Raw genomic sequence first — 25367 nt, forward strand, 5'->3', positions numbered from 1 at the left:
CGACCACCAGTGCCTTGCGGGCTCAAATGAAAAGGGAAGCAAATGAACAGATTCGAATGCTTAGTCAAACCACTGACGTGGTTTATGGCATTATTGCTGGCCGCTTTTGTGGCCGGATGCGGCGCTAACGGCGATGGCGGGACTACAACTGCCGGCACAAGCACCAGCGCAAGCTTATTGGCGCGTACTACCGTTGTCGCAGGCGTGCCCGGCATTCCAGGCGCCTCAACCACCGATCCGTCGGTGGGTTTCGCGAGCCCAAGTAACGGCAGCATCAATGTACCGACCAGCACCAATAGCAGCAATAACCTGGTGACCGCCACCGTAGTGAGCGCCACCTTCAGCCAGCCGATGGATCCGGCAACACTGAACTCGTCCCCGGCCGGAACGCTGCTCACGTTCACGCTCAAGGAAACAACCGGAAACAACGTACCCGGTACCGTCAGCATGAATGCCGCAAACACGGTGGCCACCTTTACGCCAACCGCGTCCGCTCTGACCCCGAAGACCAGCTATACCGCTACGGTGACCACTGCGGCCAAGAACGCCGGTGGCACTCAAATGGCGATTCCCGTTGTATGGAGCTTTACAACCAAGGCCGTCGCGTCTACCGTCCAAGCCCCGGTAAACCTTGGTACAGCCGGTACTTTCGCGATTCTGAGCAAAACCGGGATCACCGACGTTTATGCATCTGCCATTATTGGGGATGTTGGAACGAGCCCCATCACCGGTGCCGCTCTCCTTCTCACGTGCGGGGAAGTGACGGGAAAAATTTACGTCGTCGATGCGGCTGGCCCCCTTCCCTGCGCGGTGAATGATGCCACCTCCCTGACCGCGGCGGTGGGCGACATGGGAACCGCGTACCTCGACGCTGAGGGACGAACATCCCCCGATTTTACTGAACTGGGCGCCGGTGAGATTGGTGGGCTCACCCTTGCTCCTGGTCTCTACAAATGGGGTACCGATCTCTTGATTAGCACGGACGTCACTCTTTCGGGTGGTCCGAACGACGTCTGGATCTTCCAGGTGGCGGGACAGCTGAACCAGGCCAACGCTACGCGGGTGACCCTGGCCGGCGGCGCACTGGCCAAGAACATCTTCTGGCAGGTCGCTGACAACGTGTCCATTGGAACGACCGCTCACTTTGAGGGCGTCGTGCTGGCTAAAACGCTGGTCGCCGTGAAGACTGGCGCATCGGCGAACGGCAGACTGTTGGCACAAACTGCGGTCACTCTCCAAATGAACGCTGTCACACAACCGGCCCCGTAAGGACGCCAGGAGCACCATGGCTGGGACCAAGGAGACGGCAATCAATGTCTTCTTGTTTCCGGCAATCTTAGATTGCCGCCGATCCAATTTTGACCCATGTGCCGGGATTTCGCTGACTCAAGCATCAGGCTTGTGAACCGTTGGCTGCATTGGGGTTGTTAGCATTTGACATGGGTCAGTCCAGTTTCGGCATCTGGGTCCCTTCTCGACTGCCGCAACAGCATGCTAGCGTCGCGACATGGCTTGGCGCTATCCGTCGCACTATAAATTTGTAGCTATAATTGCAGCTAAATTGATTAGCTCAATACAAATACCGCATTAATCCTAGCAAACAAACGATATAGATATTTCATGAAAATTTCTACCTGGAATGTCAATTCGCTGAAGGTCCGCCTGCCACAGGTGTTGCAATGGCTGGCCGACAATCCGGTCGATGTGCTGTGCCTGCAAGAGACCAAACTGACCGATGATAAATTCCCGGCAGCGGAACTCGAGGCGGCCGGCTACCAGGTCGCATTTACCGGGCAGAAGACCTATAACGGCGTCGCCATTCTGTCGCGTCTGCCGATGACCGATGTGGTCAAGAACAATCCGTTGTTCGACGACGAGCAGCAGCGCATTATCAGCGCCACCATCGACGGCATACGGATCGTCTGTGCCTATATCCCGAACGGGCAGGCGGTCGATTCGGATAAATACCAGTACAAGTTGAAGTGGCTCGAGGCCTTGCGTACGTGGCTGGAGCAGCAGCACACAATTCATCCCAAGATCGCGTTGCTGGGCGACTACAACATCGCTCCGGAAGACGCCGATGTGCACGACCCTGCACTGTGGGAAGGACAAGTGCTGTGCAGCGACGCCGAGCGCGCCGCGTTCGACCGACTGATCAATCTCGGCCTGAAAGACGCGTTTCGCATGTTCCCGCAGGAGCCGAAATGCTTCAGCTGGTGGGACTACCGTCAGCTAGGCTTCCGCCTCAACAAGGGCCTACGCATCGACCATATCCTGCTGAGCGCCGAGCTGGCGCAACGCTGCACTGCCTGCATCATCGACCGCGTTCCACGCAAATGGGAACAGCCGTCGGACCATACGCCTGTCATTGCGACGCTGGACTAGATTCGCCTGGACACAACAGCGTGCCCACATTCATGGGTTACAGGTGTCAAGGCTCGGTATGGCTCGAGCAGCGGCATCAGACTTGTTTTAAAGCTGCGTCGAGCAGATGCGGCTCGAACTCCAGCCGGTGATGGGCGGTCAGTAGCAGGAAGTGCTTGCCGGTGCAGCGTGCCAGCAGCGACATGCCGACACGTTCGGCCACCATGTGCCCCATCTGTGTGGTGCCGGAGCGCGACAGCAGGAAGGGGATGCCCATCTGCGCGCCCTTGATCACCATTTCGGAGGTCAGGCGGCCGGTCGTGTAGAACACCTTGTCGGCGCCGCGCATGTCGTCGAGCCACATCTTTCCGGCGATGGCGTCGACCGCATTGTGGCGGCCGACGTCCTCTATAAAATACAGCAGCTCGCCGTCGCCGGAAAACAGCGCGCAGCCGTGCACCGAGCCCGCCTGTTTGTAAATCGATTGCTGCGTGCGGATGGTCTCGACGATTTTATATACCGTCGATTGGCACAAGCGCGCATCCGGCGGCAAGCTAATCTGATCGACTTCGTCCATCAAACCGCCGAACACCGAACCTTGGCCACAGCCGGTGGTGACCACTTTTTTCGAGGTGCGTTGTTCCACGTCGGCGATGCCGTTATGGGTAGTGACCGCAACCGCATCGACTGCCCAGTCAACCTGCACCGAGGCGATGTCCTCGATCGTTCCGACCAGCCGCTGGTTACGCAAATAACCCAGGGTCAGTGCCTCCGGCGAGCCGCCCAGAGTCATCAAGGTGACCAGTTCGCGCTTGTCGACGTAGACCGTTAACGGCCGCTCCGCCGGGATGGCGATGGTCGAACGCCGGCCGCGCTCATCGACCACTTCCACGTCGTGAGTGAAGCTTGCGCTCGCTTCGGACAACAGCGGGCGGTATCTCAGTCTGTCGGGCGACGTCACAATCATTGTTGCGTCATCGCCTCCAGCGCCTGGCCACCGCCGTAGCTGCCCTGCGCCGCCACTTGACCGCCGAGCGCGACGCGGATCGCGCAGTATTTGAACTCAGGGATTTTCCCGAACGGGTCGAGCGCCGAATTAGTCAGCTTGTTGATCGCCGCTTCGTAGTAGCAAAATGGTACGAATATCGCGCCGCGCGGCGAGCTGTCGTCGGCCCGTGCATACAGCGTGACCTTGCCGCGGCGCGATTCGATCGTCACCACGTCGCCCGGTTTGCCTTTCATCGCCGCCAGATCAAGCGGGTGCACCAGCGCGACCGGATCGGGCTCGATCGCATCGAGCACCGCGGTGCGACGCGTCATGCTGCCGGTGTGCCAGTGCTCCAGCTGTCGGCCGGTAATCAGCACCATCGGGTATTCGTCGTCGGGACGCTCGTCGGCTGGGATGATGTCGGCTGGGACAAAACGCGCCCGGCCCGATTCGCGAGGGAATGTGTCAGTGAAGACGACCGGGTCGCCGGGATCGCCTTCATTCAGGCACGGGTAAGTGACCGCGTGTTCACGCTCCAGCCGCTCCCAGGTGATGCCGCCGATGCTGGGCATCGTGTGGCGCATCTCGTCGAATACCTCGGATACGTGGTTGTATGACCAATCCAGGCCAAGCCGGGTTGCGATCTGTTGGATGATCCACAGGTCCTGCTTGGCGTCGCCCGGCGGGTCGATTGCCTGGCGGCCCATTTGCACCAGGCGGTCGGTGTTGGTGAAGCTGCCGGTTTTTTCCGGGAAGGCGCTGGCCGGCAGGATTACGTCGGCCAGATACGCCGTCTCGGTCAGGAAGATATCCTGCACCACCAGATGATCCAGTGCGGCCAGCGCTTCACGCGCATGATTGGCGTCCGGGTCCGACATGGCCGGGTTTTCGCCCATGATGTACATGCCGCGGATCTTGCCCTCTTTGATGGCGTGCATGATTTCGACCACGGTCAGCCCGGGTTTGTCGTCCAGCACGCCGGGCGCCAGGTTCCAGGCCTTGGCGAAACGCTCTTGCACGGCCGGATCGGTGACGTGCTGATAATCCGGGAACATCATCGGAATCAGGCCGGCGTCGGAGGCGCCCTGCACATTGTTCTGGCCGCGCAGCGGATGCAGGCCGGTGCCGGGACGGCCGATCTGGCCCGTCATCAGCGCCAGCGCGATCAGGCAGCGCGCGTTGTCGGTGCCATGGATGTGCTGGGAAATGCCCATGCCCCACAAGATCATCGATGCTTTTGAAGTCGCGTACAGGCGCGCAACGTAGCGGATCGTGTCGGCATCGACGCCGCAAATTGGTGCCATCAATTCAGGGCTGTAGCCGGCGACGTTCCTTTCCAGCTCTTCGAAACCAATGGTGCGGCTGGCGATGAAGTGCTGGTCGACCAGGCCTTCGCTGACGATCACGTGCATCATCGCGTTGAGCAGCGCGACGTCGGTGTCCGGTTTGAATTGCAGGTAGCGGTGCGCGGTGCGCGCCAGTTCGGAGCGGCGTGGATCGCACACGATCAGCTTGGTGCCGTTCTTCATGGCGTTCTTGATCCAGGTCGCTGCGACCGGATGGTTCACGGTCGGGTTGGCACCGATGATGATGACCACTTCGGCCTTCATCACATCCATCACCGGATTGGACACCGCGCCCGAACCGATCCCTTCCAGCAGTGCCGCGACTGAGGACGCGTGGCACAGGCGCGTGCAATGGTCGACGTTATTGCTGCCAAAGCCGGTACGCACCAGTTTCTGGAACAGGTAGGCTTCCTCGTTGCTGCCTTTGGCCGAGCCGAAACCGGCCAGCGATTTTTTGCCATGCTGGTCGCGGATCTGCGCCAGCGTGTCGCCGGCGAATGCCAGCGCCTCTTCCCAGGTCGCTTCGCGGAACACGTCCATCACGCGGTCCGGGTCCATCGTGAAGTCGCCGCGCTTGGGCGCATCGGCACGGCGGATCAACGGCTTGGTCAGGCGGTGCGGATGGTGCGCATAGTCAAAACCGTAGCGGCCCTTGACGCATAGCCGCTCGTGGTTGGCCGGGCCGTCGCGCCCTTCCACGTACATGATCTTGTTGTCTTTGATGTTGTAAGTCAGCTGACAGCCGACGCCGCAATACGGGCAGACCGAATCGACCTTTTTGTCCGGCACCGTCAGTGCGACCTCGCGCGCCGGCATCAAAGCGCCGGTCGGGCAGGCCTGCACACATTCACCGCAGCCTACGCAGGTGGAGTTGCCCATCGGATCGTCCATGTCGAACACGATCTTGGCGTGGTCGCCGCGGAAGGCCAAACCGATCACGTCGTTCACCTGTTCGTCACGGCACGCGCGCACGCAGCGGGTGCACTGGATGCACGCGTCGAGGTTGACGGTGATGGCGGCATGCGATGCGTCTTGTTTCGGCTGATGACGTGCCGCGAAACGCGGCTTGCCGACCGCGAGCTTTTTGGCCCACTGATCGACTTCGTTGTGACGGGTGTATTCGGTTTCCGGTATATCGGACAGCAGCAATTCGAGCACCATCTTTTGGGCTGACACTGCCCGTTCGCTATCGGTGGTGACCTTCATGCCGTTGCTCGGATGACGGCAGCACGATGGCGCCAGCACGCGCTCGCCATCGATCTCCACCATGCAGGAGCGGCAGTTGCCGGCGGTGCCCATGCCTTCCTTGTAGCAGAGGTGCGGGATCTCGATACCTTCACGTTTGGCGATTTCGATCAGCGTCTCGTGGGCATGCCCCTCGACATCGCGACCGTTGATCTGGAAATTCACCACGGTGCCCTGCAACGCCGCCCTGTCATTTTGAGTTGTCGCGTTCATGAATTACACCAGCTCATGTGGAAAGTACTTGATGACACAATCGATCGGATTCGGCGCCGCCTGTCCCAGGCCGCAGATCGACGCATCGCGCATCACCTGCGACAGCTCGGCCAGCAGGCCGACGTCCCATTTTGGCTGCTCGATCAATGTCACCGCCTTGGCTGTGCCGACCCGGCACGGCGTGCATTGGCCGCATGATTCGTGCTTGAAAAAATTCATCGTATTGCGCGCGGCGTTGGTGGCCGTGTCCCGATCCGACAGCACCACCACCGCCGCCGAACCGATGAAACAGCCGTATGGTTGCAAGGTGTCGAAATCGAGCGGGATCGCGTTCATCGAAGCTGGCAAAATACCGCCCGATGCTCCGCCTGGCAGATATCCATAAAACTGATGTCCGTCCAGCATGCCGCCGCAGTGTTCATCGATCAGTTCCTGGATCGTGACGCCGGCCGGAGCCAGCTTGACCCCCGGTTCCTTGACGCGGCCGGAAACGGAGAACGAACGCAAACCTTTCCTTCCATTGCGGCCGTGACCGCTAAACCAGCCACTGCCCTTTTCAACAATATCGCGCACCCAGTGCAGCGTTTCAAAATTGTGTTCCAGCGTAGGCCGGCCGAACAGGCCCACTTGCGCCACATACGGCGGACGCAGTCGCGGCATGCCGCGCTTGCCTTCGATCGATTCGATCATGGCGGACTCTTCACCGCAGATATAGGCGCCGGCGCCGCGCCGCAGCACAATTTTTGGCATCGCCTGCATCGGCGGATTGGCCCGCAGTTTTTCAAGCTCCGCTTCCAGCATGGTGCGGCAGCCATGGTATTCGTCGCGCAAATAAATATAAATCGTTTCGATGCCGACCACCCAAGCCGCTATCAACATGCCTTCCAGAAACCGGTGCGGGTCGCGTTCCAGATACACGCGGTCCTTGAATGTGCCAGGTTCGCCTTCGTCAATGTTGACCGCCATCAGACGCGGCCCGGCTTCGGCGCGCACGATGCGCCATTTGCGCCCGGCCGGAAAACCGGCGCCACCCAAGCCGCGCAGGCCGGAGTCTTCCATTATTTTGATGATTGATTCGGCGTCGCGCGCGCCAGAGATGCAGTCGCGCAGCAGCGCATACCCTCCCTGCGACCGATAGACGGCGTAGTCAATGAAACCGTCGGGCACATGCCTGACCGACTTGGCCTCCACCTTTTCGGCGATCGCCTCGCAGCTTGCGTTCGGTACCGGATTTTGTCCGACCAGCGCCGCGGGCGCCTGTTCGCAACGGCCGATACACGGCGTGGCAAGCACGCGCACTTCCCTGCCCAGCATGCCAGGCAGACGCGCCAGCAGATCTTGGGCGCCGGCCATTTCGCATGACAAACCATCGCACACGCGCACCGTCAACGCCGCGGGCGCGTCTTCGCCTTCCTTGACCACGTCAAAGTGATGGTAGAAAGTCGCGACTTCATATACTTCCGCTTGCGCCAGCCGCATCTCCTGCGCCAGAGCCGCCAGATGGGCTGCGGACAGGCAGGCAAAGTGGTCCTGGATCTTGTGTAAATGCTCGATCAGCAAATCAGGCTGGCGCGAGGCGTCGCCTAGCAGCGTTTGCACGTCGGCCAGCGCCTGCGGATCGACGCGACGCCCTTTCGGCGCCTCCCGCTTGCGTTGCTTGGTACTGCCCTGCACTGCAATCGGAATAATTGTGTGGTTCATCTGTGATCCTGATTCAAACCTGATACTTGGCGGCGGGGAAGAAAGCGATACGCGGCCCCGGCCGACTTCCTACTCAAACAAAACCACCCCTTGTTGCAACGTGATCCAGATGCCGATTGCAAGCCGAATACCCACCGCTGCCCGCGCAAACGCGCTCGCTGCCCGGCTGGTGACGCGGTTGGTGCCAATCGCCGCGCTGCCGTTGCCACAGGAAAATATGCTTTTGAAAGCATATTTGACTAGAAATACTTGTTTTTTCTAGGGTACCATCATATAAATCTAAAAAAAATAGGCTATTTTAAGCATATGTTTAGAGTAAACATTCGCCCTCACTGGGAGATTAGCGTCGACTCGGAGCCCCCACTGGACACTGCCGCGCTGCTCGGATTGCTGTTGGCAATCCAGGAAACGGGCTCGATTGCGCAAGCGGCCAAAGCGGTCCGCCTGTCCTATCGTTATTCATGGGGTCTGCTGCGAAAAACGGAGCGCCTGTTTGGCGGCGCTTTGCTCGACACCAGGCGCGGACGCGGCACCCAGCTGACGCCGCTGGCGCAAAAACTGGTCTGGGCCGACCGCCGCATCGCGGCGCGCCTGTCACCAACACTGGAAAGCCTCGCGTCTGAGCTGGAAAGCGAACTGGGCAAGATGGCGGCCGACGCGCTGCGCATGATACGGATGGATGCCAGCCACGGTTTTGCGGTCGCCGCCCTGATGGAACACCTGAACAAGGTCGGACTACCGGTCGAACTACGCTACCGCAACAGCACCGATGCCGTCGCCGCGCTGTCGCGGCGGGAATGCGATTTGGCTGGGTTCCATGTACCGACGGGCGGGCTTCAGCAATCGGCCATGCAGTGGTATGCACGCTGGCTCGATCCGACGCAGCACTGCCTGATTCATCTTGCAATGCGCCATCAGGGATTGTTCGTCGCACCCGGTAATCCGATGGGCATTCACGAACTTGCCGACCTGACGCGCAACAATGTGCGTTTCGTCAATCGCCAGGTCGGCTCCGGCACACGCATGCTGCTCGAACTGATGCTAAGTGGCGCGGGGCTGTCGCCGCAGCACATCAACGGCTTTCACAGCGCCGAATTCACCCATTCGGCCGTGGCGGCTTATATCGCCAGCGGCATGGCGGATGTCGGCATCGGCGTGCAGACGGCGGCCCAGCGTTTCGGATTGGATTTCATCCCATTGGTGCGCGAGCGTTATTTCTTTGCGCTGCCCATCGCGTCGGTTGACGAGCCGCTGATGCGGCAGCTCATCGCGATCTTGCAGTCGCCCGCTTACCATCACGCGGTCAATGACATGATCGGATATGATGCCGCAGACACAGGAAAAATCCTGTCGTTGGACGAGGCATTTGGCGGGGAGTGAAGCAGTATGGCCGCCGGCTCTGCTGCCAACGGCATTGTCAAGGCGCTGGAACCACGACGCTTGTGTACCGCTCGCGAAAAAAGAAAGAATATATCCAGCGGCTTCGGTATTGGCCGCACGTGCCGATTACCGATAAGGACAAGGGTTAAGCCACGGCCAAACGGGACCTCACGTTTTAGCAAGTGGCTGAAACCCGCTTAAATGCCGGATTCATGTCGCCCGGCTCGCCTGAATTAATCATCGAATCAGAATTCAAATTACTTTGGAGCCCCACATGCTTACCCCAGATCACTTTAACCAGCGCGGCGCAGAGAACCTGCCAGGTCATCTAGGGATCGTCATAACGCACGTAAGCGCGTCAGAGGTACGGTCAGAGCTGCCTGTCACGAAGTCGCTGATGGCACCAAACGGCTTCCTGCACGCCGGAAGCATCGTTACGCTGGCCGATACGTCCGCAGGCTATGGCTGTGTCGCCAACCTCCCGGAAGGTGCAACCGGCTTCACCACGATCGAGCTGAAGTCCAATCATCTCGGCACCGCCCGAGACGGAACCATCGAGTGCACAGCCAAGGCAGTGCACCTTGGCAAGACAACTCAGGTATGGGACGCGGTGGTCACACACAGGGAGTCAGGCAAGACCATCGCGCTGTTCCGCTGCACCCAAATGGTTCTGTATGGGAAATAGGGTTCCAGCCTCGTCCGCCGAGTGCGACGCGGCAAGTCGGTGTCAGCTGCTTATTTTGAACTTGAACGTCCGTCTTAGAGAGTATCTACTGGCCGCTGCGGGTTCATACCGGTCATGCACGTACATCCGTTACCGACCCAAACCAGCCGGTAAGCAGCATTCTGTGGACGTCCGCTATAAACTGCAAAGAAGACGTTCCTGATAGGGCGGATCACCTGGTTTAATCAATTTCGCGGCGCACGATTGCGACGAGAACGGGAAGGAGCAACATCCGACTCCCTCCTCGCAAAGCGTACAGCGACCTCGTGGATTGTGCCGGTCATGGCCGGCACCCAGTCCCGCAAATTCTGCACGCAAGCTTGCGCACGCCGCCACGACCAATTGCCCACCTTGCTACTGCATGATAGGAATCAGATTCAGATTCGGTCACACTGATTCTGCCGGCTTCTTGCCCAGTTAAGATGAAAGCGCCCTAGCGGCGGTAACCCATTTTTTCGGATATCTGGGTAGCACATTCCTTCAGCTTAATTGCAGCGTCGCCGGTCCAGCTCGGATCCAGTGCACCAGACGCGCCGATCACCGTAACCGCCAGCACGATATTTCCAGCATGATCGAATACGGGAGCGCTTAGTGCATTGATTCCCGCAGTAGGTTCTCCAACGGAACGTGCCACGCCGCGCCGTCGTACTTCGCCAAGGAGCTGCTCCAGATCTTTGGCCGTTGTCTTGCTGTTGTCTTGCCCGCTGCCGGCAGCGCTGCCCAATTCACGCGCCGTCAATTTCTCGACAAGCTTCGGTGGAAGGAATGCGGAAAACACACGCCCTGTAGCAGTGCTAAGTGTCGACACCACGGTCCCAGTGCGCATTTTTACATGGACTGCTTGGCGCGACTCATTCAGGTGGACGATGGTGGGGCCATTGTTTCCTAATACGGCGAGCGCGACAGTGTGTTCAATCTGCTCACTCAGCCTGGTGATCTCAGGAATGGCAATTTTGACCGGGTCCAGCAACTGAAGACTGATTAATCCCATTTGCAAGGCAAACGGCCCGAGTTCGTAGCGGCCTGATACGGGATCTTGCTGTATCAGACCGATGTTCCCAAAGCTGACAAGATAGGGATGAGCCTTTGCAGACGTCATCCCTGCTTTCAGGGCGAGGTCGCGCAGCAGCATTGGGGCACCTTCGTCAACCAAGGCCACCAGCAGCTGGCCACCGACCTCGACTGACTGGATACCCCGCCGTTCCTTTTTCATTTCGCTCGGCTGAGCGTCGAATATCTCTATTTTCATTGCATTCTTCCGAAGGCTAAGTTGGAACGCCACGTTCCCGTTTGCATATCCGGGCATCCTACTACCAAAGTAGATCGGATCCCGGATCACCCGTTATCCCGCGATGACATAACCATTCATACGCACTATTTGTTCACCGCACTTGAGCAGTGAGCCATTTGCTGCGCTAGCCGTCGCTCCTTGCAGCGGTCAATGGGTGTCGAACTTGACGTCTACACATCTTTTGCGTGGCTGCAACAATCTCTGGCTACTCTTTCTAAGCATTCACAATCTTCTCTAATGATAACAATAAATAAACTTGAAGATTCATCGATTTAGTTGTTGACATATGCTTTAGTCTAAACCAAACTTCGTAACTAACAATAGCGTTAGATAATAACGAACGATATGTTCTCAGGGAGAACGATTCGACCAACCAGCGAACGGCGCCTTTTCGAAGTAGCAGCGAAGGTAGCTTTAGCAAAGGAGACATCATGCTTGCGCAGTTTCTGCAGTTCCTATTCTCGGGAATCACGATGGGCCTGACTTACGTCCTAGCTGCCCTAGGGTTTTCCATCATCTACAACTCAAGCGGCGTTATTAACTTCGCGCAGGGCGAATTCATCATGCTTGGAGGAATGGCAACGGTGGCCTTGGTCTCTATGGGCTTGCCGCTGCCAGTGGCGATCGCACTCGCTGTCTGTGTCGCTGTATCAGCCGGGCTTCTTGTCCAAAAGCTGGCCATCGAACGTGCACGCAATGCGTCGGTGGTGAGCTTGATCATCATTACCATCGGCGCTTCGTTGGTTATTCGAGGCTTGGTTCAGGTTGCGCTCGGCAAAGACAGTCATGCGCTGAAGTCTTTCTCGGGCGACACGCCGTTAAGCCTTTTGGGAGCGACGCTACTGCCGCAAAGCCTGTGGGTAGTCGCCTTGTCGGCAGCAGTCGTAACGGGCCTGACCTGGTTCTTCGGCAAGACGCTGACCGGCAAGGCAATGCTTGCCACCTCACATAATCGCCTTGCCGCGAACCTGATCGGTATAAATACCCGCAACATCCTGCTCCTGGCGTTTGGCTTGGCCGCCGCGCTTGGCTCCTTTGCCGGAATCATGGTGGCCCCAATTACGTACACCTCGTACGACATCGGAGTGATGTTCGGACTGAAAGGCTTTGTCGCCGCGGTGCTTGGCGGCCTCGGAAGCAGCACTGGCGCGGTTCTCGGGGGGCTGCTGTTGGGTATTGCCGAAGCAATGACTGCCGGCTATATCTCTTCGGCATATAAGGACGCAATGCCCTTTGTGCTGATCCTCTTCGTGCTGTTCTTTATGCCGCGCGGTCTGCTTGGTTCCAACGTCACGGAGCGTGTATGAAGACCCTTTTTAGCCGCAATACGGGATTGATCATCCTGGCAGTCATTCTGCTCGCATTGCCGCTGCTGACCAGTAATGCCTTCTATCTCGACCTCGCTATCAAAATAGCAATCAATGCCATTGTGGCGATCGGACTAAACCTCTTGATCGGCTACGCCGGACAGATCAGCCTTGGTCATGCCGGGTTTCTAGGGATAGGCGCGTATTCCAGCGCAGTCCTGACGACGCATTTCGGCTTTCCGCCGTTGCTCGCCATGCTTACCGGCGCTGCCGCTGTCGCATTACTGGCGTTCCTTGTCGCGCGACCCATCCTCAAGCTTAAAGGACACTATCTTGCAATGGCGACGCTAGGGCTGGGGATTATCATCTCGATCGTGATTACCAATGAAGCCAAATACACCGGCGGACCGGATGGCATGTCGGTCCCGGCCCTGACGATTTTAGGATGGGACGTTACCGGCGATGCTACCTGGTACACGTTGGTTGCCGTGCTTCTCATTGTCATCACCTGGGCCGCGCAGAACCTGATCGATGCCCCGGCCGGACGGGCATTGCAGGCCATACACGGCTCGGAAGTTGCAGCCCGCGTAGCCGGCATCGATGTGGCAGGGGCTAAGGTAAAGATCTTCGTCGTCTCCGCCATTCTTGCGAGCCTGATGGGCAGCCTTACTGCGCACTACGTCGGTTTCCTGACGCCCGGCCAGGCAGGGTTTTTCCACTCGATCGAATTAATGACGATGGTCGTGGTGGGTGGCATGGCATCTGTGTTCGGCTCTATCGTCGGCGCTGCGCTCCTGACCTTGCTGCCCCAGGTGCTGTCGGCCTTCGAGGGATGGGAGACCGTTGTGTTCGGCGCCATTCTGATGGCCACGATGATTTTCCTACCAGCCGGTCTGGTACCCACGCTGCGACTACGTTTTGCCAAGGGAGGGCACTAACATGCTGACCGTAAACCATCTGTCGATCTCGTTTGGCGGGGTCAAAGCGGTACAGGACGTTTCGTTTAGCGTCGGCGAGGGCAAGGTGCATGCTGTCATCGGACCGAACGGCGCCGGCAAGACGACGATGTTCAACCTCATATCCGGTGTCTATATTCCAAGTGCCGGAGAAATTCTCTTCCGGGGCGAGAACGTGGCATCCATGCCGCCAGAACAACTGGCACGCCGCGGTATGAGCCGGACTTTCCAGAACCTCCAGGTCTGCATGAACATGAGCGCCATCGAGAACGTCATGGTCGGCGCGCATTTGAAACTGAATCAAAGCCTGTTTCAGGCGATGTGCCGCTTGCCTGGCTTGCGACGCCGTGATGCCGCCTGTCGTCAGGAAGCCGCTGGGTTGATGGACTTCGTTGGCGTTGGCAGTTACGTTGATGCCCATGCCAGTCAGATGCCCTACGGCGCATTGAAGCGGCTGGAAATAGCGCGGGCGCTGGCCTCCAGCCCATCCATGCTTCTCCTCGATGAGCCGGCGGCGGGGCTGAATAATACCGAGACCAGGGAAATTGAAAAGCTGATCAGGAAGATTGCGGACAGCGGTGTCACCGTGCTGCTAGTCGAGCACGATATGAAGCTTGTCACCAGCATTTCCGATCACATCCTCGTGATGGACCACGGCAGCAAACTTGCAGACGGCACGCCCCAGGAAGTTTGCGCTAATCCGGAGGTCATTGCCGCTTACCTCGGCGCCTCCGTACCGGCAGGAGTCATGCAATGAGCACCCCGAAGTCAACAGCAATTTCACTTACCTCATCTTCAAAGTCTTGGGAATCGTCGACGCAGGCGATAACCCTGCCCGGCGACTCCAGCTCGTTGGCCGGGGGCGCGGCAAGGCCAGTCCTGGAGATTAACGGGTTGACCAGCCACTATGGCCGCATCCAGGCTTTACACGGCATTAATCTCCAGGTGGGCGACGGCCAGCTGGTCGCGCTGGTAGGTGCGAATGGCGCTGGCAAGACTACACTGCTGCGCGCAATTTCAGGGGTGCAGCCAATCAGCGACGGCGAAATCAGATTTCTCGGCGAAAGTATCAGAAAGCTGCGCCCCAACCAGCGCGTTGTTGCCGGCATCTGCCAGGTGCCTGAAGGGCGCCAGGTGTTCGGACCGATGTCTATTGAAGACAATATCCGGCTCGGCGGCTATACCCGCCCGAAAAGCCAGGCGGAGGCCGACGTCGAGCGCATGTATCAGCTGTTCCCGGTCCTTTCCGAGAAACGCAAGCTACCGGCCGGAACGCTGTCGGGCGGCCAGCAGCAGATGCTAGCCATTGCCAGGGCGCTCATGGGACGGCCACGGCTTCTGTTGCTGGACGAGCCCAGCATGGGCCTCGCACCGCTGCTGATCCAAGAGACATTCAGGATCGTCCAATCACTGAAGGAACAGGGCATCACGATCCTGCTCGTTGAACAAAATGCTCATGCAGCGCTGGCCATTGCAGATGTTGGCTATGTCATTGAGACCGGGAAGATCACATTGAGTGGCCCAGGCCCCGAGCTGCTGGAAAACGATGAAGTCAAGCGCGCCTATCTGGGCTTGTAAAGGGGAGCCAAAAATACCTCTTGAAATTATATGTACGTTTGCCGAGCAACCTGGGTCTCTCATTCAACCCCTTGATGCGACACCGCCGACGTTGCCCGGCTCCCTTATAGAAGTAACCATCGAAAGGAAGAATCATGTCGGATAAGAAATTTGCTTCGCAGGCTGATCTCGAAGAAAAGAAAACCAGCTTTATCAAGCTTTCGGATAACGCTTACGCCTATACCGCCGAAGGCGACCCGAACTCCGGCGTCATCATTGGTGACGATAGCGTGATGGTCATCGACACCACCGCTACTCCGATCATGGCGCAAGCCCTGATCAAACATATTCGCTCAGTTACAGACCTGCCGATCAAGTATGTGGTTCTGACCCATTACCACGCCGTTCGCGTACTCGGTGCATCTGCCTACTTCAAGGAAGGTGCCCAGCAGATCATCGCCTCGCGCGGCACGTATGAAATGATTGTGGAGCGTGGCGAGCAGGACATGAAGTCAGAGATCGAACGCTTCCCACGCCTGTTTGCAGGCGTCGAGTCGGTCCCGGGGCTGTCTTGGCCAACCATGGTGTTCGACAGCGAACTCACGATCTATATGGGCAAGCTCGAAGTCAAGCTGATGCATATCGGCATGGGCCATACCAAGGGCGACACGATTGCGTGGATTCCATCACAGAAAATCTGCTTCTCCGGGGACCTGGTCGAATATGACGCCGCTGCCTATACGGGCGACGCCCAGCTCGAAGAATGGCCGACTACACTGGAAGCGCTGCGCTCGCTGGGCGCGGAAAAACTGGTCCCAGGCCGTGGCCCCGCACTAATGAACCCTACGGAAGTCAATGCCGGCATTGACTACACCAAGGACTTTGTCACCACGCTCCTGCAATGTGCTAAAGAGGCCGTCGCTGCCGGGAACTCATTGAAGGATGCAATGACGCATACCCGCAGCAAGATGGATTCCAAGTTCGGCCATGTGTTTATTTACGAGCACTGCCTGCCGTTTGATGTCACGCGCGCCGTCGATGAAGCAAGCGGCATCAAGCATCCACGCATATGGACCGCAGAGCGCGATAAGGAAATGTGGTTTTCTCTGCAGAACTAGAACTGCAGTGTCTCGCCGGGTTTGTTAAGCAGCGATCCCGGCGACCCTGTGGTGAGACCGGCCGATTGCAGGCCGAATTTGGAGACAAGCTGGGCATGGCACAGCCGGCGCAGGAGATCACGATCAAGACCTCCTTCAATATGGGGTAGCGCAATGGATAAGGATTATCAGCAGGCAGTGTATGAGTACAAGCGCTCGCCTGACCAGGATTCCACAATACCGGTTCGCCGGCCGGTTATTGTAGTAGGCGCAGGGCCAGTCGGCCTCGCGACGGCGATTGACCTCGCGCAGCAAGACATACCCGTTGTTCTTCTGGACGACGACTGTACTCTGTCCACCGGCTCGCGCGCGATTTGCTTTGCCAAGCGCACTCTGGAAATTCTGGACAGGTTGGGTTGTGGTGAGCGTGCAGTAGACAAAGGCGTCTCCTGGAACGTTGGAAAAATCTTCTTCCACGATCAAATGGTGTACGAGTTCAACCTGTTACCGGAAGCCGGACACCGCAGGCCAGCCTTCATTAATCTCCAGCAGTATTACGTGGAAGGCTATCTGTTCGACCGCGCTGCTGAAATGCCACGTATTGACGTGCGTTGGAAGAACCAGGTTACCGGGATTTCGCAAGGCGATGACTTTGTCGAGCTGACGATTGATACGCCGGAGGGACAATACAAGCTGCAATGCGATTACCTGGTCGCTGCCGATGGCGCGCGCAGCCCGATACGCAATTTCTGCGGCCTCGAAAGTAAAGGCCAGACGTTCCGTGACCGTTTCCTGATTGCGGATGTCAAGATGAAGGCCGAGTTTCCATCGGAGCGGTGGTTCTGGTTTGATCCACCATTTCATCCGAACCAGTCGGTGCTGCTGCATCGCCAGCCGGATAATGTCTGGCGTATCGATTTCCAACTTGGTTGGGATGCCGATCCCGTTGCTGAAAAGCAGCCGGAAAAAGTTATCCCCAGAATCAAGGCATTGCTGGGTGAGGATGCTGAATTTGAACTGGAGTGGGTCAGCATCTACACGTTTTCCTGCCTGCGCATGGAGAAATTCCGGTATGGACGAATCTTTTTTGCTGGTGACTCGGCGCACGGCGTATCGCCATTCGGTGCGCGTGGCGCCAACAGCGGTGTGCAGGATGCCGAGAACCTGGCATGGAAACTCAAGCTGGTTGTCGACGGTAAGGCGCCGGATGCCTTGCTCGACTCATATGGACAGGAGCGCGAATACGCCGCGGACGAGAACCTGCTGAATTCGACCCGCGCGACTGATTTTATTACGCCAAAAAGCGAAGTGAGCCGGTGTTTCAGAAATGCCACGTTGCGTCTCTCAAAAAACTACGAGTTTGCCCGCCGCCTGGTCAACAGTGGACGGCTTTCCCGGCCTGCCACGCTGGTGAATAGCCTGCTTAATACGCCAGACCAGGACCAGTTCAGCGGGGCCATGGTTCCCGGTGCGCCAGTCGAGGATGCGCCGGTGGCACTGAACGGCAAGGCTTGCTGGCTGATCCCCCTAACGGGAAACATCTTCACTGGCATTTACTATCATGACGCCGGCCGGGTCGCCGACGAAACCCTGAAAGACCTTCAGGCGCTCATGAACGGCGCCATACCGGTCAAGCCACTGGTCGTCGTACCGCCAGACCCCGTGCCTGCCAACCTGGCCGGGTTTACTGTCATTCAAGACAGCGGGGGATTGCTGGCGCAGCGCTATGACATGCAGCCCGGTACCTTTTACCTGGTCCGGCCCGATCAGCATGTATGCGGACGCTGGCGCACCTTCAACCCGGCTGCTGTCCGGGACGCGCTCATGCGCGCAACGCAGAATCGCATTGACACATCTTCTACATTAGCGAGGGCAACATGCGCAGCCTAGAACTGAACACCGCAGCCAATATTGCAGCTCCGGACGACTTCTATGAGCGATTGATCGATATGCACCGTGATCTCTCGCCTGCTCAAAGCAATACGGCAAATGCAGCCCTCATTCTTTTACTGGCGAATCACATTGGCCGCCTGGATGTATTGGAGCAGGCCATGGAAATCGCCAGAGACGATGCCATGCAGGTCGCCTGAAGTTGTGCCACATCGGCGTATTTAGTTGTAGTGGCATGAGCGCGCCGCACTGAATGAATGAAAGGATGCAAACGATGCAAGTCGAAACGACATTGGAACGGACGACGGCCACTCCGGACGCACTTCCCATTAACGGAACGGGATACCAGACCGGCTTTGGAAATGAATTCGCTACCGAGGCGCTGCCTGGCGCTTTGCCAGTTGGACAGAATTCACCGCAACAGGCGCCTTATGGCCTTTACGCGGAGCAGCTGTCCGGTACTGCTTTCACCGCACCGCGCAGCGCCAATCGGCGCTCCTGGCTGTATCGCATGCGCCCTGCGGCAGCGCACTCGCCGTTCAAGCTGATACAAAACCATCGCATTGTCAGCCGCTTTGGTGAACAGCCAACGCCGCCGGATCAGTTGCGCTGGAGTCCTCTGGCCGACCCGGTCGGGGAAGTGGATTTCATCGATGGCCTGGTTACCATGGCGGGAAATGGCGAACCAGCAGCGCAAAGCGGCTGTGCCGTACACTTGTACGCTGCGAACCGCTCAATGCAAGAGCGTTTCTTTTATAACGCTGACGGCGAGATGTTGATTGTGCCGCAGCGCGGCCGGCTTCGATTCCTGACCGAGATGGGCATCATCGAGATCGAGCCCCAGGAAATTGCCGTCATTCCCCGTGGCGTACGCTTTCGCGTCGAATTGCTGGACGAAGTTGCGCATGGCTATATATGCGAAAACTATGGCGCCGCTTTCAGGCTGCCTGACCTTGGACCCATCGGTTCCAATGGCCTAGCCAATCCCAGGGATTTCCTGGTACCCAACGCCTGGTATGAAGATCGCCGTGGAACGTTTGAGTTGACGGCCAAGTTCATGGGTAACCTGTGGTCAGCCGAGATTGATCATTCGCCTTTGGACGTCGTCGCCTGGCATGGCAACTTTGCGCCCTACAAATATGATTTAAGACGCTTCAACACCATAGGATCCATCAGTTTCGACCATCCGGACCCGTCCATTTTCCTGGTTCTGCAGTCACCCAGCGATACGCCGGGGATAGATACTATTGACTTCGTGATCTTCCCGCCCCGATGGCTGGCCGCGGAAAATACTTTCCGCCCGCCGTGGTTCCACCGCAACGTGGCCAGTGAGTTCATGGGCCTGATCCATGGCGAGTACGATGCGAAAGCGGAAGGCTTCCTGCCGGGCGGCAGCAGCCTACATAACTGCATGAGCGGTCATGGGCCTGATGCTGACACCTATGAAAAAGCAGTAGCTAGTGACACCTCCAAGCCGCAGCGGGTATCCGACACCATGGCGTTCATGTTCGAGACCCGTTGCGTGCTGCATCCAACGCCGCATGCACTGCAATCCTCGACATTGCAGGCGGAATATTTCCAGTGTTGGCAGGGCTTGCACAACATGTTTGATCCGGCGAAAAGGTAACCAGAATGGCTTCGATACATACACAAAACTCCAGCATCGCATCGTTCATTCCGGTACATCCTGAGTCGCACTTTTCTATCCAAAACCTGCCATATGGCGTGTTCAGCACGGTGCAGGACCGAAATCCGCGGATTGGTGTCGCAATCGGTGAATTCGTTCTTGACCTCGCGAAAATTGCGGATATGGGGTTGTTGCCGGCCAGTGCTCCGGTCGATGTCTTCAGCTCTTCAAGCCTGAATCGCTTCATTGCGCTCGGCAAGGATGTATGGCGCGAGACTCGCGTCGCCATCAAAGAACTTCTTGCAGAAGGAAATCAGACGCTGCAGGCTGATCAGGAAGTCCGGGACAGGGTATTCGTACCCGTGAACGACGCGACGATGCATCTGCCGGTAGACCCGCCGGGCTATACCGATTTCTATTCGTCGAAGGAGCATGCGACCAATGTGGGCTGCATGTTTCGTGACCCGGCTAATGCGTTGCTACCCAACTGGGCTGAAATCCCGATTGCATACAACGGCCGGGCGAGTTCAGTAGTTGTAAGTGGCACCCCGGTGCGACGTCCTAACGGGCAGCTGAAACTGCCCGATGCGCCACGCCCTGTCTTCGCAGCATGTCGCAAACTCGATTATGAACTCGAGACAGCATTCGTTATCGGGAAGCCCAGCACTCTTGGTACACCCATCTCCGGAGAAGAGGCTGACGAGCATATTTTCGGCATGGTCCTGCTAAACGACTGGTCGGCACGGGACATCCAGCAGTGGGAATACGTGCCTCTGGGGCCGTTCAATAGCAAGACATTTGCAAGCTCCATATCGCCGTGGGTGGTCACCATGGAGGCGATGGTGCCATTTCGGGTGCCAGGGCCGCCGCAAGAACCGGCGCCGCTGCCATATCTGGCCAAAGGCGGCAACGACACCTACGACATAAGGCTGGAAGTGTCGATACAGCCAGAAACGTCGCTTGCATCTGCCACGATCTGCCGTACAAACTTCCGATACATGTACTGGAGCATGCAGCAGCAGCTGGCTCATCACACCGTATCCGGCTGCAACGTGAGGGTGGGCGATCTCATGGGGTCCGGTACCATCAGCGGCCCAGCGAAGGATGAGTTTGGCAGTCTGCTTGAACTAACTTGGAACGGCAAGGAGCCAGTACGACTGCCCTCCGGAGAAGAACGCACGTTTCTGGAGGATGGCGATACGGTCGTCATGACCGGATGGTGCCAGGGCGACGGGTACCGCGTGGGATTCGGCGAGGTGAGCGGCTCGATTCTGCCTGCATTGACGCCTGAGTTTGAGTAAAAAGCATTGAGCCTGCGGGGCGTTCTAAATCGAGTGCCCCCGGCGTGCATTAACCGGCAGCGATTCCCAGCTCCACCCGTGGACGCATTTTTTAAGCAGTTACATTGAGGAGACAACCATGTTTAGCTTTTCGTATCTCAAACCAACCATCCTGTGCAGCGTCCTGGCGGTAATGCATGTGGGCGTTAGTGCCGCAGAGCCAATTAAAATTGGTTCAGTGGTATCCATAACAGGTCCGGCTGCCTATCTTGGCGATCCCGAATTGAAGACGCTGCAGCTCTATATAGAAAAAATCAATGCCGAAGGCGGTGTTCTGGGCCGCAAGATCGAGCTGATTCACTACGATGACGGCAGCGAGGCAAACAAGGCGAATGGTTTTACCAAGCGGCTGATTGAGTCCGATAAGGTGGACCTGATCATAGGTGGAACGACGACTGGCGGAAGCATGGCGATGATTCCGCTGGTCGAAAAAGCAGGCGTGCCGTTTATTTCAATGGCAGCAGGCGTACCAATCATAGAGCCTGCAAAAAAATGGGTATTCAAGGTAGCGCCGACCGACCGAATGGCCGCGGAAAAAGTCTTTGCAGACATGAAGAAGCGAGGTATCTCGAAGATTGGGCTGCTGGCCGAAACCAGCGGCTTTGGGCAGTCAGGAGCCAAGGAAACGAATGCTGTCGCCGCGAAATATGGGATTACCATCGTGGCTTCCGAGACGTACGGTCCAAAAGATACTGACACTACGGCGCAGCTGACCAAGATTAAGGGCGCGCCGGGCATTCAGGCAGTATTCGTATTCGGCGCAGGACAAGGTCCCGCGGTTGCGACTAAGAACTACCGGCAGCTTTCGATTGACCTGCCGTTGTACCAGTCGCACGGCGTGGCTTCGCAGGAGTACATTAAGTTGTCGGGTCCGGCGGCAGACAAGGTCCGGCTGCCTGCCGCTGCACTCGTTATTGCCCATGAGCTGCCAGCAAACGACGCACAGAAGCCGGTCGTCACTGAGTATGAAAGAACGTACAAGGACCGATACAAAAGCGATGTGTCGACTTTTGGCGGCCACGGGTATGACGCTTTGATGATCGCGGTGAATTCGATAAAGAAGGCTGGAAGCACCGACAAGGAAAAGATTCGGTCCGCCATCGAGGGTACGAAGGGATATGTCGGGACTGCCGGCATTTTCAATATGTCAGCGAGCGACCATATGGGCTTGGACCTGTCTGCATTCCGCTTGCTGGAGATTGCGAACGGTAAATGGAACCTGGTTCAGAGCACTAATTAACCATACACTCAGCCATGCCTTAAAGTTTTAGAGCGGCATGGCTGTCTGCAGCATCTTTCCAATTAGCACTGCAAGCAGAGCTGAGTATTGGGTTTGCCTGCCGCGCCGAGGCCTTAGCGCAGAAATGAAAACGATGAACGTCCGCAAAGCCCCTGAAAGTGGTCAGGCAGCTTCGTCGGCCCAAGGTCAGCTATTGGCCGAAATCTGCCGGTCGCGATTGGCCGATCCTTGGGGCCCAGAGCGGTCAGTCGATCAGCCTCCAAGCAGCCGATCGACGTCTGAAATGACCCGGCCCTATTTCGTATCGTCAGTGCCGTGGTGAGTTACTGACGCCAACATCGACAGTGCGACCTTATGCGCCTCGGCTTCAGCCGACTCCTCATTTGGGAAGACGGTGTCGACAGAGACGCCCTGATCGGCAAAAATACAGTTTCTGTGCATCGGATTCGACGAGGGACCATAGATTGCCACATGGGCGGCCCAGCCATCGCCACTTGGCAATAACACGCCCGCATACTCGATTTCATAGCCCTCAATATGCTCGGACTGCATAAGTGCCTCCTGTCATGACAAAAATAGCAACAGCAACAAGCTGACCCCGCATCGGGGCGCGTGACGAAAAATGCGGCAACTAGAAATTGGGTGAAAAAATTTCTGCCTGATTCGGCAGGCTGTCCGGCCAGTAAGAGTCCGAACTTGAGCGAATCGCTGACTCAAACTTGAATGAGTCGGCGCCCCCTTGAACGTCCGAGGCATCACGCTGTTCCATACAAGGCTGGGTGCATCTCGACACCAGTCGCTCGCGTCGTCTGGGATTCAACGCTTGGGTCCCTTCATACCTTCGGATTCCATGGCAGCTTTCAGCTCTTCACTGGCCTCAATGGGGTCCATCTCCTCGTCGATGGAAGCCGCCGCGCGTTCCGCGGCCGCTTTCGTTTCGTCAGCGGAGGCGCCGAGTCCTTCGTCATCGTCGCTTGGCGGCTCCAGCATGTCTTTAAGCATGGCCGCCAACTCCGGTGTATCCCACGGCTCGCCATGCTGCTTTTTCTTTTTTATGTAGTGTCTGACTTCTGCGTCTTGCTCCGCGGTCAAGGGAAGCCCACGGAAGGTGCTTTTAGGGTCAATGTCGGGCATGGTGTTTCTCCGGGGTTCGTCTCGCTTTAAGTGTAGCGCTATTGCGGTATGAGGGCTCAGGCACGGCGTCGACTACCAGGAAGGTGGTCTCGCGAGCGTTGTGGTAGCGCCAGATGCATACGCCCCCATTGCCTGGATGCATCGTAGCTGCAGCTGGGCCTTTTCCTTGAGAAGAGCCTGCATGGCCTTGAGGTCGGCGTCGCGAGTTTCCATCAGTTTGCGGGCTTCCTCATGGGTGAGCAGGGGGAAATTCGTGAATTGGAATGTCTTCGATCAGGCACGCAGTATACTTCCCTCTTTTTTAAGGCGATGGCCTTAGCCACAAGGACAACATCATGAGCGCTCTACCACCATGCCCAAAATGCAATTCCGAATTTACGTACGAGGACGGCGGCCTGTATATTTGCCCCGGGTGTGCCCATGAGTGGAATGTGCACGCTGGCGCCGAGTCAGCTGAAGAGGGCAACAAGATCTACCGCGACTCGGCCGGCAATGTGTTGCAGGACGGCGATACAGTCACAATAATCAAGGACTTGAAATTGAAAGGCTCCGCGGGGGTCGTCAAAATGGGTACCAAGGTCAAGAACATTCGCCTGGTCGATAGTGATCACGATATTGACTGCAAAATTGATGGCTTTGGGGCCATGAGTCTGAAATCGGAGTTTGTGAAAAAGGTGTGATTTTGCGGAGTTGTGGCCAATCTTTCCAGAAGTAATCAGGCAAAATTCGTTTGCCTGACCTCGGACCGCGCAATGTCTTGTTGCTATTCAGCCCGTAGCGCTGCCACTGGGTCCAATCGTGCGGCACGGCGCGCCGGCAGCACGCCGGCCAGGAGGCCGATGGCGATGGCGATGGTTTCCGCCAGAATGACAAAGGTGATCGGCGTGTGCACCGGTAGTGCGGGCACGGCATAATGAATCACCTGCGCCAGCCCGATCCCGAGCAGCATTCCTATCAAGCCGCCGAGAGCGGAAAGAGCGACCGCTTCGCCGAGAAAGAGCCCGAGAATGGTTCGGCGCGGCGCGCCGAGCGCCACCAGCAGGCCGATTTCACCGGTGCGTTCGCTGACTGTGATGGTCATGATGGTGCCGATCCCGACTCCGCCAACCAGCAGCGAAATACTGCCTAGTGCGCCGACTGCCATGGTCAGGATATCGAGGATTTTCGACAGTGTGCGCAGCATGTCTTCCTGGGTCGTGATGGTGAAATCTTCGCGGCCGTGGCGCGCCGTCAGCAAGGCCTTGATGGCATCGGCGATGCGCGCCGCTGGGACGCCTTCCTGATAGGCCACGTCGATCTTCATCATGCCTTCGAGGTTGTAGAGCTCGAGCGCCCGCGCGGTGGGAATATAGGCCGCGTCGTCGAGGTCGATGCCGAGGAACTGCCCCTTGGCCTCGAGCACGCCGATGACGCGGAACTGCAGGTTGCCGACGCGCACGCGTGCGCCAAGCGGGTTGGCGCTGCCGAATAGTTCGGCTTTGAGTTTGGCACCGAGCACGACGAAGGCACGAGGGTTTTCCAAGTCCTCGGCCGGCAGGAACTGGCCGGTTTTCACCTTGGCGCCATACACCTTCAGCATGTCGGCGCCTACACCGTTGACGGTGGTGCGGCGCAGGCGGCCGTTGGCGTTTACCTCGGTATTGCCCCACACCATGGCCGTCATCCCCGTTACATGCGGCAGACGTCCGAGCGCTCGCGCGTCTTCCAATGTCAACAGCCGCACCGAGGTCGGGATCCCGGTCGGGGCTGGGCCAGAAGTCTTGACCTTACCCGGTGAGACGCTGGCGATATTGGTGCCGAACTGCGTGAATTCAGCCAGCACAAAGCGGTGGATGCCTTCGCCGATCGAGGTCAGCAAAATGACGGCGGCGATGCCGACCGCGATCCCGAGCAATGTGAGGAAGCTGCGCAGCCTTTGCGCGGTGATCGCGCGTAGCGCAAGTCGGGTGGCGTCTGGTAGAAGCACG

Annotated in this window: 22 protein-coding genes; 15 read left to right on the forward strand and 7 right to left on the reverse strand. The window is 57.8% G+C overall.

What is annotated here, in order from left to right:
- Positions 1–42 precede the first annotated feature (42 nt).
- Together ACFOFO_RS13770 and xth are read left to right on the forward strand one after the other, a co-directional pair.
- Positions 43–1269 (forward strand): ice-binding family protein, encoded by a 1227-nt coding sequence (locus ACFOFO_RS13770; RefSeq protein WP_390331799.1) that lies wholly within the window; start codon positions 43–45, stop codon positions 1267–1269.
- 351 nt (positions 1270–1620) lie between these two features.
- Entirely contained in the window at positions 1621–2385 is a 765-nt protein-coding gene (gene xth, locus ACFOFO_RS13775) for an exodeoxyribonuclease III (RefSeq protein WP_390323450.1), read from the forward strand.
- Between the two features lie 76 nt (positions 2386–2461).
- Here xth and ACFOFO_RS13780 read toward each other — a convergent pair whose 3' ends face one another.
- Genes ACFOFO_RS13780 through ACFOFO_RS13790 form a run of 3 tightly spaced genes read right to left on the reverse strand, consistent with a single transcriptional unit; the run spans position 2462 to position 7857 of the window.
- Positions 2462–3307, reverse strand: a complete 846-nt coding sequence (locus ACFOFO_RS13780) for a formate dehydrogenase accessory sulfurtransferase FdhD (protein ID WP_390331828.1) — start codon at positions 3305–3307, stop codon at positions 2462–2464.
- Between the two features lie 20 nt (positions 3308–3327).
- Positions 3328–6156: a formate dehydrogenase subunit alpha gene (fdhF, locus tag ACFOFO_RS13785; RefSeq protein ID WP_390323449.1), complete on the reverse strand. Its 2829-nt coding sequence runs from the start codon at positions 6154–6156 to the stop codon at positions 3328–3330.
- 3 nt (positions 6157–6159) lie between these two features.
- On the reverse strand, positions 6160–7857 hold the full coding sequence (locus ACFOFO_RS13790) for an NADH-ubiquinone oxidoreductase-F iron-sulfur binding region domain-containing protein (protein ID WP_390323447.1): 1698 nt from the start codon (positions 7855–7857) through the stop codon (positions 6160–6162).
- Between the two features lie 306 nt (positions 7858–8163).
- Here ACFOFO_RS13790 and ACFOFO_RS13795 point away from each other — a divergent pair, with 306 nt between their 5' ends.
- Both ACFOFO_RS13795 and ACFOFO_RS13800 read left to right on the forward strand, forming a co-directional pair.
- Entirely contained in the window at positions 8164–9237 is a 1074-nt protein-coding gene (locus tag ACFOFO_RS13795) for a substrate-binding domain-containing protein (RefSeq protein WP_390331801.1), read from the forward strand.
- 274 nt (positions 9238–9511) lie between these two features.
- Entirely contained in the window at positions 9512–9922 is a 411-nt protein-coding gene (locus ACFOFO_RS13800; RefSeq protein WP_390323446.1) for a PaaI family thioesterase, read from the forward strand.
- A gap of 472 nt (positions 9923–10394) precedes the next feature.
- On the opposite strand, the gene ACFOFO_RS13805 is transcribed toward ACFOFO_RS13800, so the two are convergent.
- The gene (locus tag ACFOFO_RS13805; RefSeq protein ID WP_390323444.1) at positions 10395–11210 is read right to left on the reverse strand and encodes an IclR family transcriptional regulator; all 816 of its coding nucleotides are present in this window, start codon (positions 11208–11210) and stop codon (positions 10395–10397) included.
- A 473-nt stretch (positions 11211–11683) separates the two neighbouring features.
- Between ACFOFO_RS13805 and ACFOFO_RS13810 the strand changes: the two genes are divergently transcribed.
- From ACFOFO_RS13810 to ACFOFO_RS13855, 10 genes are all read left to right on the forward strand, one after another.
- Positions 11684–12559, forward strand: a complete 876-nt coding sequence (locus tag ACFOFO_RS13810; protein WP_390323443.1) for a branched-chain amino acid ABC transporter permease — start codon at positions 11684–11686, stop codon at positions 12557–12559.
- Positions 12556–13497 (forward strand): branched-chain amino acid ABC transporter permease, encoded by a 942-nt coding sequence (locus tag ACFOFO_RS13815; RefSeq protein WP_390331803.1) that lies wholly within the window; start codon positions 12556–12558, stop codon positions 13495–13497. The genes ACFOFO_RS13810 and ACFOFO_RS13815 overlap by 4 nt, the downstream gene beginning before the upstream one ends.
- A 1-nt stretch (position 13498) precedes the next feature.
- Positions 13499–14272: an ABC transporter ATP-binding protein gene (locus ACFOFO_RS13820; protein ID WP_390331804.1), complete on the forward strand. Its 774-nt coding sequence runs from the start codon at positions 13499–13501 to the stop codon at positions 14270–14272.
- Positions 14269–15093 (forward strand): ABC transporter ATP-binding protein, encoded by an 825-nt coding sequence (locus ACFOFO_RS13825; RefSeq protein ID WP_390323440.1) that lies wholly within the window; start codon positions 14269–14271, stop codon positions 15091–15093. The genes ACFOFO_RS13820 and ACFOFO_RS13825 overlap by 4 nt, the downstream gene beginning before the upstream one ends.
- Positions 15094–15227: 134 nt before the next feature.
- Complete coding sequence (locus tag ACFOFO_RS13830) at positions 15228–16190, forward strand: MBL fold metallo-hydrolase (protein WP_390331806.1); 963 nt, start codon at positions 15228–15230, stop codon at positions 16188–16190.
- 153 nt (positions 16191–16343) lie between these two features.
- The gene (locus ACFOFO_RS13835) at positions 16344–18059 is read left to right on the forward strand and encodes an FAD-dependent oxidoreductase (protein WP_390331808.1); all 1716 of its coding nucleotides are present in this window, start codon (positions 16344–16346) and stop codon (positions 18057–18059) included.
- On the forward strand, positions 18047–18259 hold the full coding sequence (locus tag ACFOFO_RS13840; protein WP_390323439.1) for a DUF2783 domain-containing protein: 213 nt from the start codon (positions 18047–18049) through the stop codon (positions 18257–18259). The genes ACFOFO_RS13835 and ACFOFO_RS13840 overlap by 13 nt, the downstream gene beginning before the upstream one ends.
- Positions 18260–18333: 74 nt before the next feature.
- The gene (hmgA, locus tag ACFOFO_RS13845) at positions 18334–19686 is read left to right on the forward strand and encodes a homogentisate 1,2-dioxygenase (protein WP_390323437.1); all 1353 of its coding nucleotides are present in this window, start codon (positions 18334–18336) and stop codon (positions 19684–19686) included.
- A 5-nt stretch (positions 19687–19691) separates the two neighbouring features.
- On the forward strand, positions 19692–20987 hold the full coding sequence (fahA, locus tag ACFOFO_RS13850; RefSeq protein ID WP_390331810.1) for a fumarylacetoacetase: 1296 nt from the start codon (positions 19692–19694) through the stop codon (positions 20985–20987).
- Between the two features lie 118 nt (positions 20988–21105).
- Positions 21106–22266, forward strand: coding sequence for an ABC transporter substrate-binding protein (locus tag ACFOFO_RS13855; RefSeq protein ID WP_390323436.1), 1161 nt, complete (start codon positions 21106–21108; stop codon positions 22264–22266).
- 294 nt (positions 22267–22560) lie between these two features.
- Here ACFOFO_RS13855 and ACFOFO_RS13860 read toward each other — a convergent pair whose 3' ends face one another.
- Both ACFOFO_RS13860 and ACFOFO_RS13865 read right to left on the reverse strand, forming a co-directional pair.
- The gene (locus tag ACFOFO_RS13860; RefSeq protein ID WP_390323434.1) at positions 22561–22818 is read right to left on the reverse strand and encodes a hypothetical protein; all 258 of its coding nucleotides are present in this window, start codon (positions 22816–22818) and stop codon (positions 22561–22563) included.
- A gap of 264 nt (positions 22819–23082) precedes the next feature.
- Positions 23083–23400, reverse strand: a complete 318-nt coding sequence (locus tag ACFOFO_RS13865) for a hypothetical protein (RefSeq protein WP_390323432.1) — start codon at positions 23398–23400, stop codon at positions 23083–23085.
- 335 nt (positions 23401–23735) lie between these two features.
- On the opposite strand from ACFOFO_RS13865, the gene ACFOFO_RS13870 reads away from it, so the two are divergent.
- Complete coding sequence (locus tag ACFOFO_RS13870; protein WP_390323430.1) at positions 23736–24080, forward strand: zinc ribbon domain-containing protein YjdM; 345 nt, start codon at positions 23736–23738, stop codon at positions 24078–24080.
- Between the two features lie 83 nt (positions 24081–24163).
- Here the strand turns inward: ACFOFO_RS13870 and ACFOFO_RS13875 are convergent, their stop codons facing one another.
- Positions 24164–25366 carry an ABC transporter permease gene (locus ACFOFO_RS13875; RefSeq protein ID WP_390323428.1) on the reverse strand — a complete coding sequence of 401 codons (1203 nt, stop codon included), beginning with the start codon at positions 25364–25366 and terminating at the stop codon, positions 24164–24166.
- Position 25367 lies beyond the last annotated feature (1 nt).

It is taken from the genome of Pseudundibacterium arcticum, assembly GCF_042646465.1.
In the GTDB taxonomy this organism is placed as follows: domain Bacteria; phylum Pseudomonadota; class Gammaproteobacteria; order Burkholderiales; family Burkholderiaceae_D; genus Undibacterium_A; species Undibacterium_A arcticum.

Excerpts from the sequence above, each read along its gene's own strand:
- ACFOFO_RS13770 (WP_390331799.1), top strand. The coding sequence starts at position 43 with ATGAACAGATTCGAATGCTTAGTCAAACCACTGACGTGGTTTATGGCA.
- xth (WP_390323450.1), top strand. The coding sequence starts at position 1,621 with ATGAAAATTTCTACCTGGAATGTCAATTCGCTGAAGGTCCGCCTGCCA.
- fdhF (WP_390323449.1), bottom strand. The coding sequence starts at position 6,156 with ATGAACGCGACAACTCAAAATGACAGGGCGGCGTTGCAGGGCACCGTG.
- ACFOFO_RS13790 (WP_390323447.1), bottom strand. The coding sequence starts at position 7,857 with ATGAACCACACAATTATTCCGATTGCAGTGCAGGGCAGTACCAAGCAA.
- ACFOFO_RS13795 (WP_390331801.1), top strand. The coding sequence starts at position 8,164 with ATGTTTAGAGTAAACATTCGCCCTCACTGGGAGATTAGCGTCGACTCG.
- ACFOFO_RS13800 (WP_390323446.1), top strand. The coding sequence starts at position 9,512 with ATGCTTACCCCAGATCACTTTAACCAGCGCGGCGCAGAGAACCTGCCA.
- ACFOFO_RS13805 (WP_390323444.1), bottom strand. The coding sequence starts at position 11,210 with ATGAAAATAGAGATATTCGACGCTCAGCCGAGCGAAATGAAAAAGGAA.
- ACFOFO_RS13810 (WP_390323443.1), top strand. The coding sequence starts at position 11,684 with ATGCTTGCGCAGTTTCTGCAGTTCCTATTCTCGGGAATCACGATGGGC.
- ACFOFO_RS13815 (WP_390331803.1), top strand. The coding sequence starts at position 12,556 with ATGAAGACCCTTTTTAGCCGCAATACGGGATTGATCATCCTGGCAGTC.
- ACFOFO_RS13820 (WP_390331804.1), top strand. The coding sequence starts at position 13,499 with ATGCTGACCGTAAACCATCTGTCGATCTCGTTTGGCGGGGTCAAAGCG.
- ACFOFO_RS13825 (WP_390323440.1), top strand. The coding sequence starts at position 14,269 with ATGAGCACCCCGAAGTCAACAGCAATTTCACTTACCTCATCTTCAAAG.
- ACFOFO_RS13830 (WP_390331806.1), top strand. The coding sequence starts at position 15,228 with ATGTCGGATAAGAAATTTGCTTCGCAGGCTGATCTCGAAGAAAAGAAA.
- ACFOFO_RS13835 (WP_390331808.1), top strand. The coding sequence starts at position 16,344 with ATGGATAAGGATTATCAGCAGGCAGTGTATGAGTACAAGCGCTCGCCT.
- ACFOFO_RS13840 (WP_390323439.1), top strand. The coding sequence starts at position 18,047 with ATGCGCAGCCTAGAACTGAACACCGCAGCCAATATTGCAGCTCCGGAC.
- hmgA (WP_390323437.1), top strand. The coding sequence starts at position 18,334 with ATGCAAGTCGAAACGACATTGGAACGGACGACGGCCACTCCGGACGCA.
- fahA (WP_390331810.1), top strand. The coding sequence starts at position 19,692 with ATGGCTTCGATACATACACAAAACTCCAGCATCGCATCGTTCATTCCG.
- ACFOFO_RS13855 (WP_390323436.1), top strand. The coding sequence starts at position 21,106 with ATGTTTAGCTTTTCGTATCTCAAACCAACCATCCTGTGCAGCGTCCTG.
- ACFOFO_RS13860 (WP_390323434.1), bottom strand. The coding sequence starts at position 22,818 with ATGCAGTCCGAGCATATTGAGGGCTATGAAATCGAGTATGCGGGCGTG.
- ACFOFO_RS13865 (WP_390323432.1), bottom strand. The coding sequence starts at position 23,400 with ATGCCCGACATTGACCCTAAAAGCACCTTCCGTGGGCTTCCCTTGACC.
- ACFOFO_RS13870 (WP_390323430.1), top strand. The coding sequence starts at position 23,736 with ATGAGCGCTCTACCACCATGCCCAAAATGCAATTCCGAATTTACGTAC.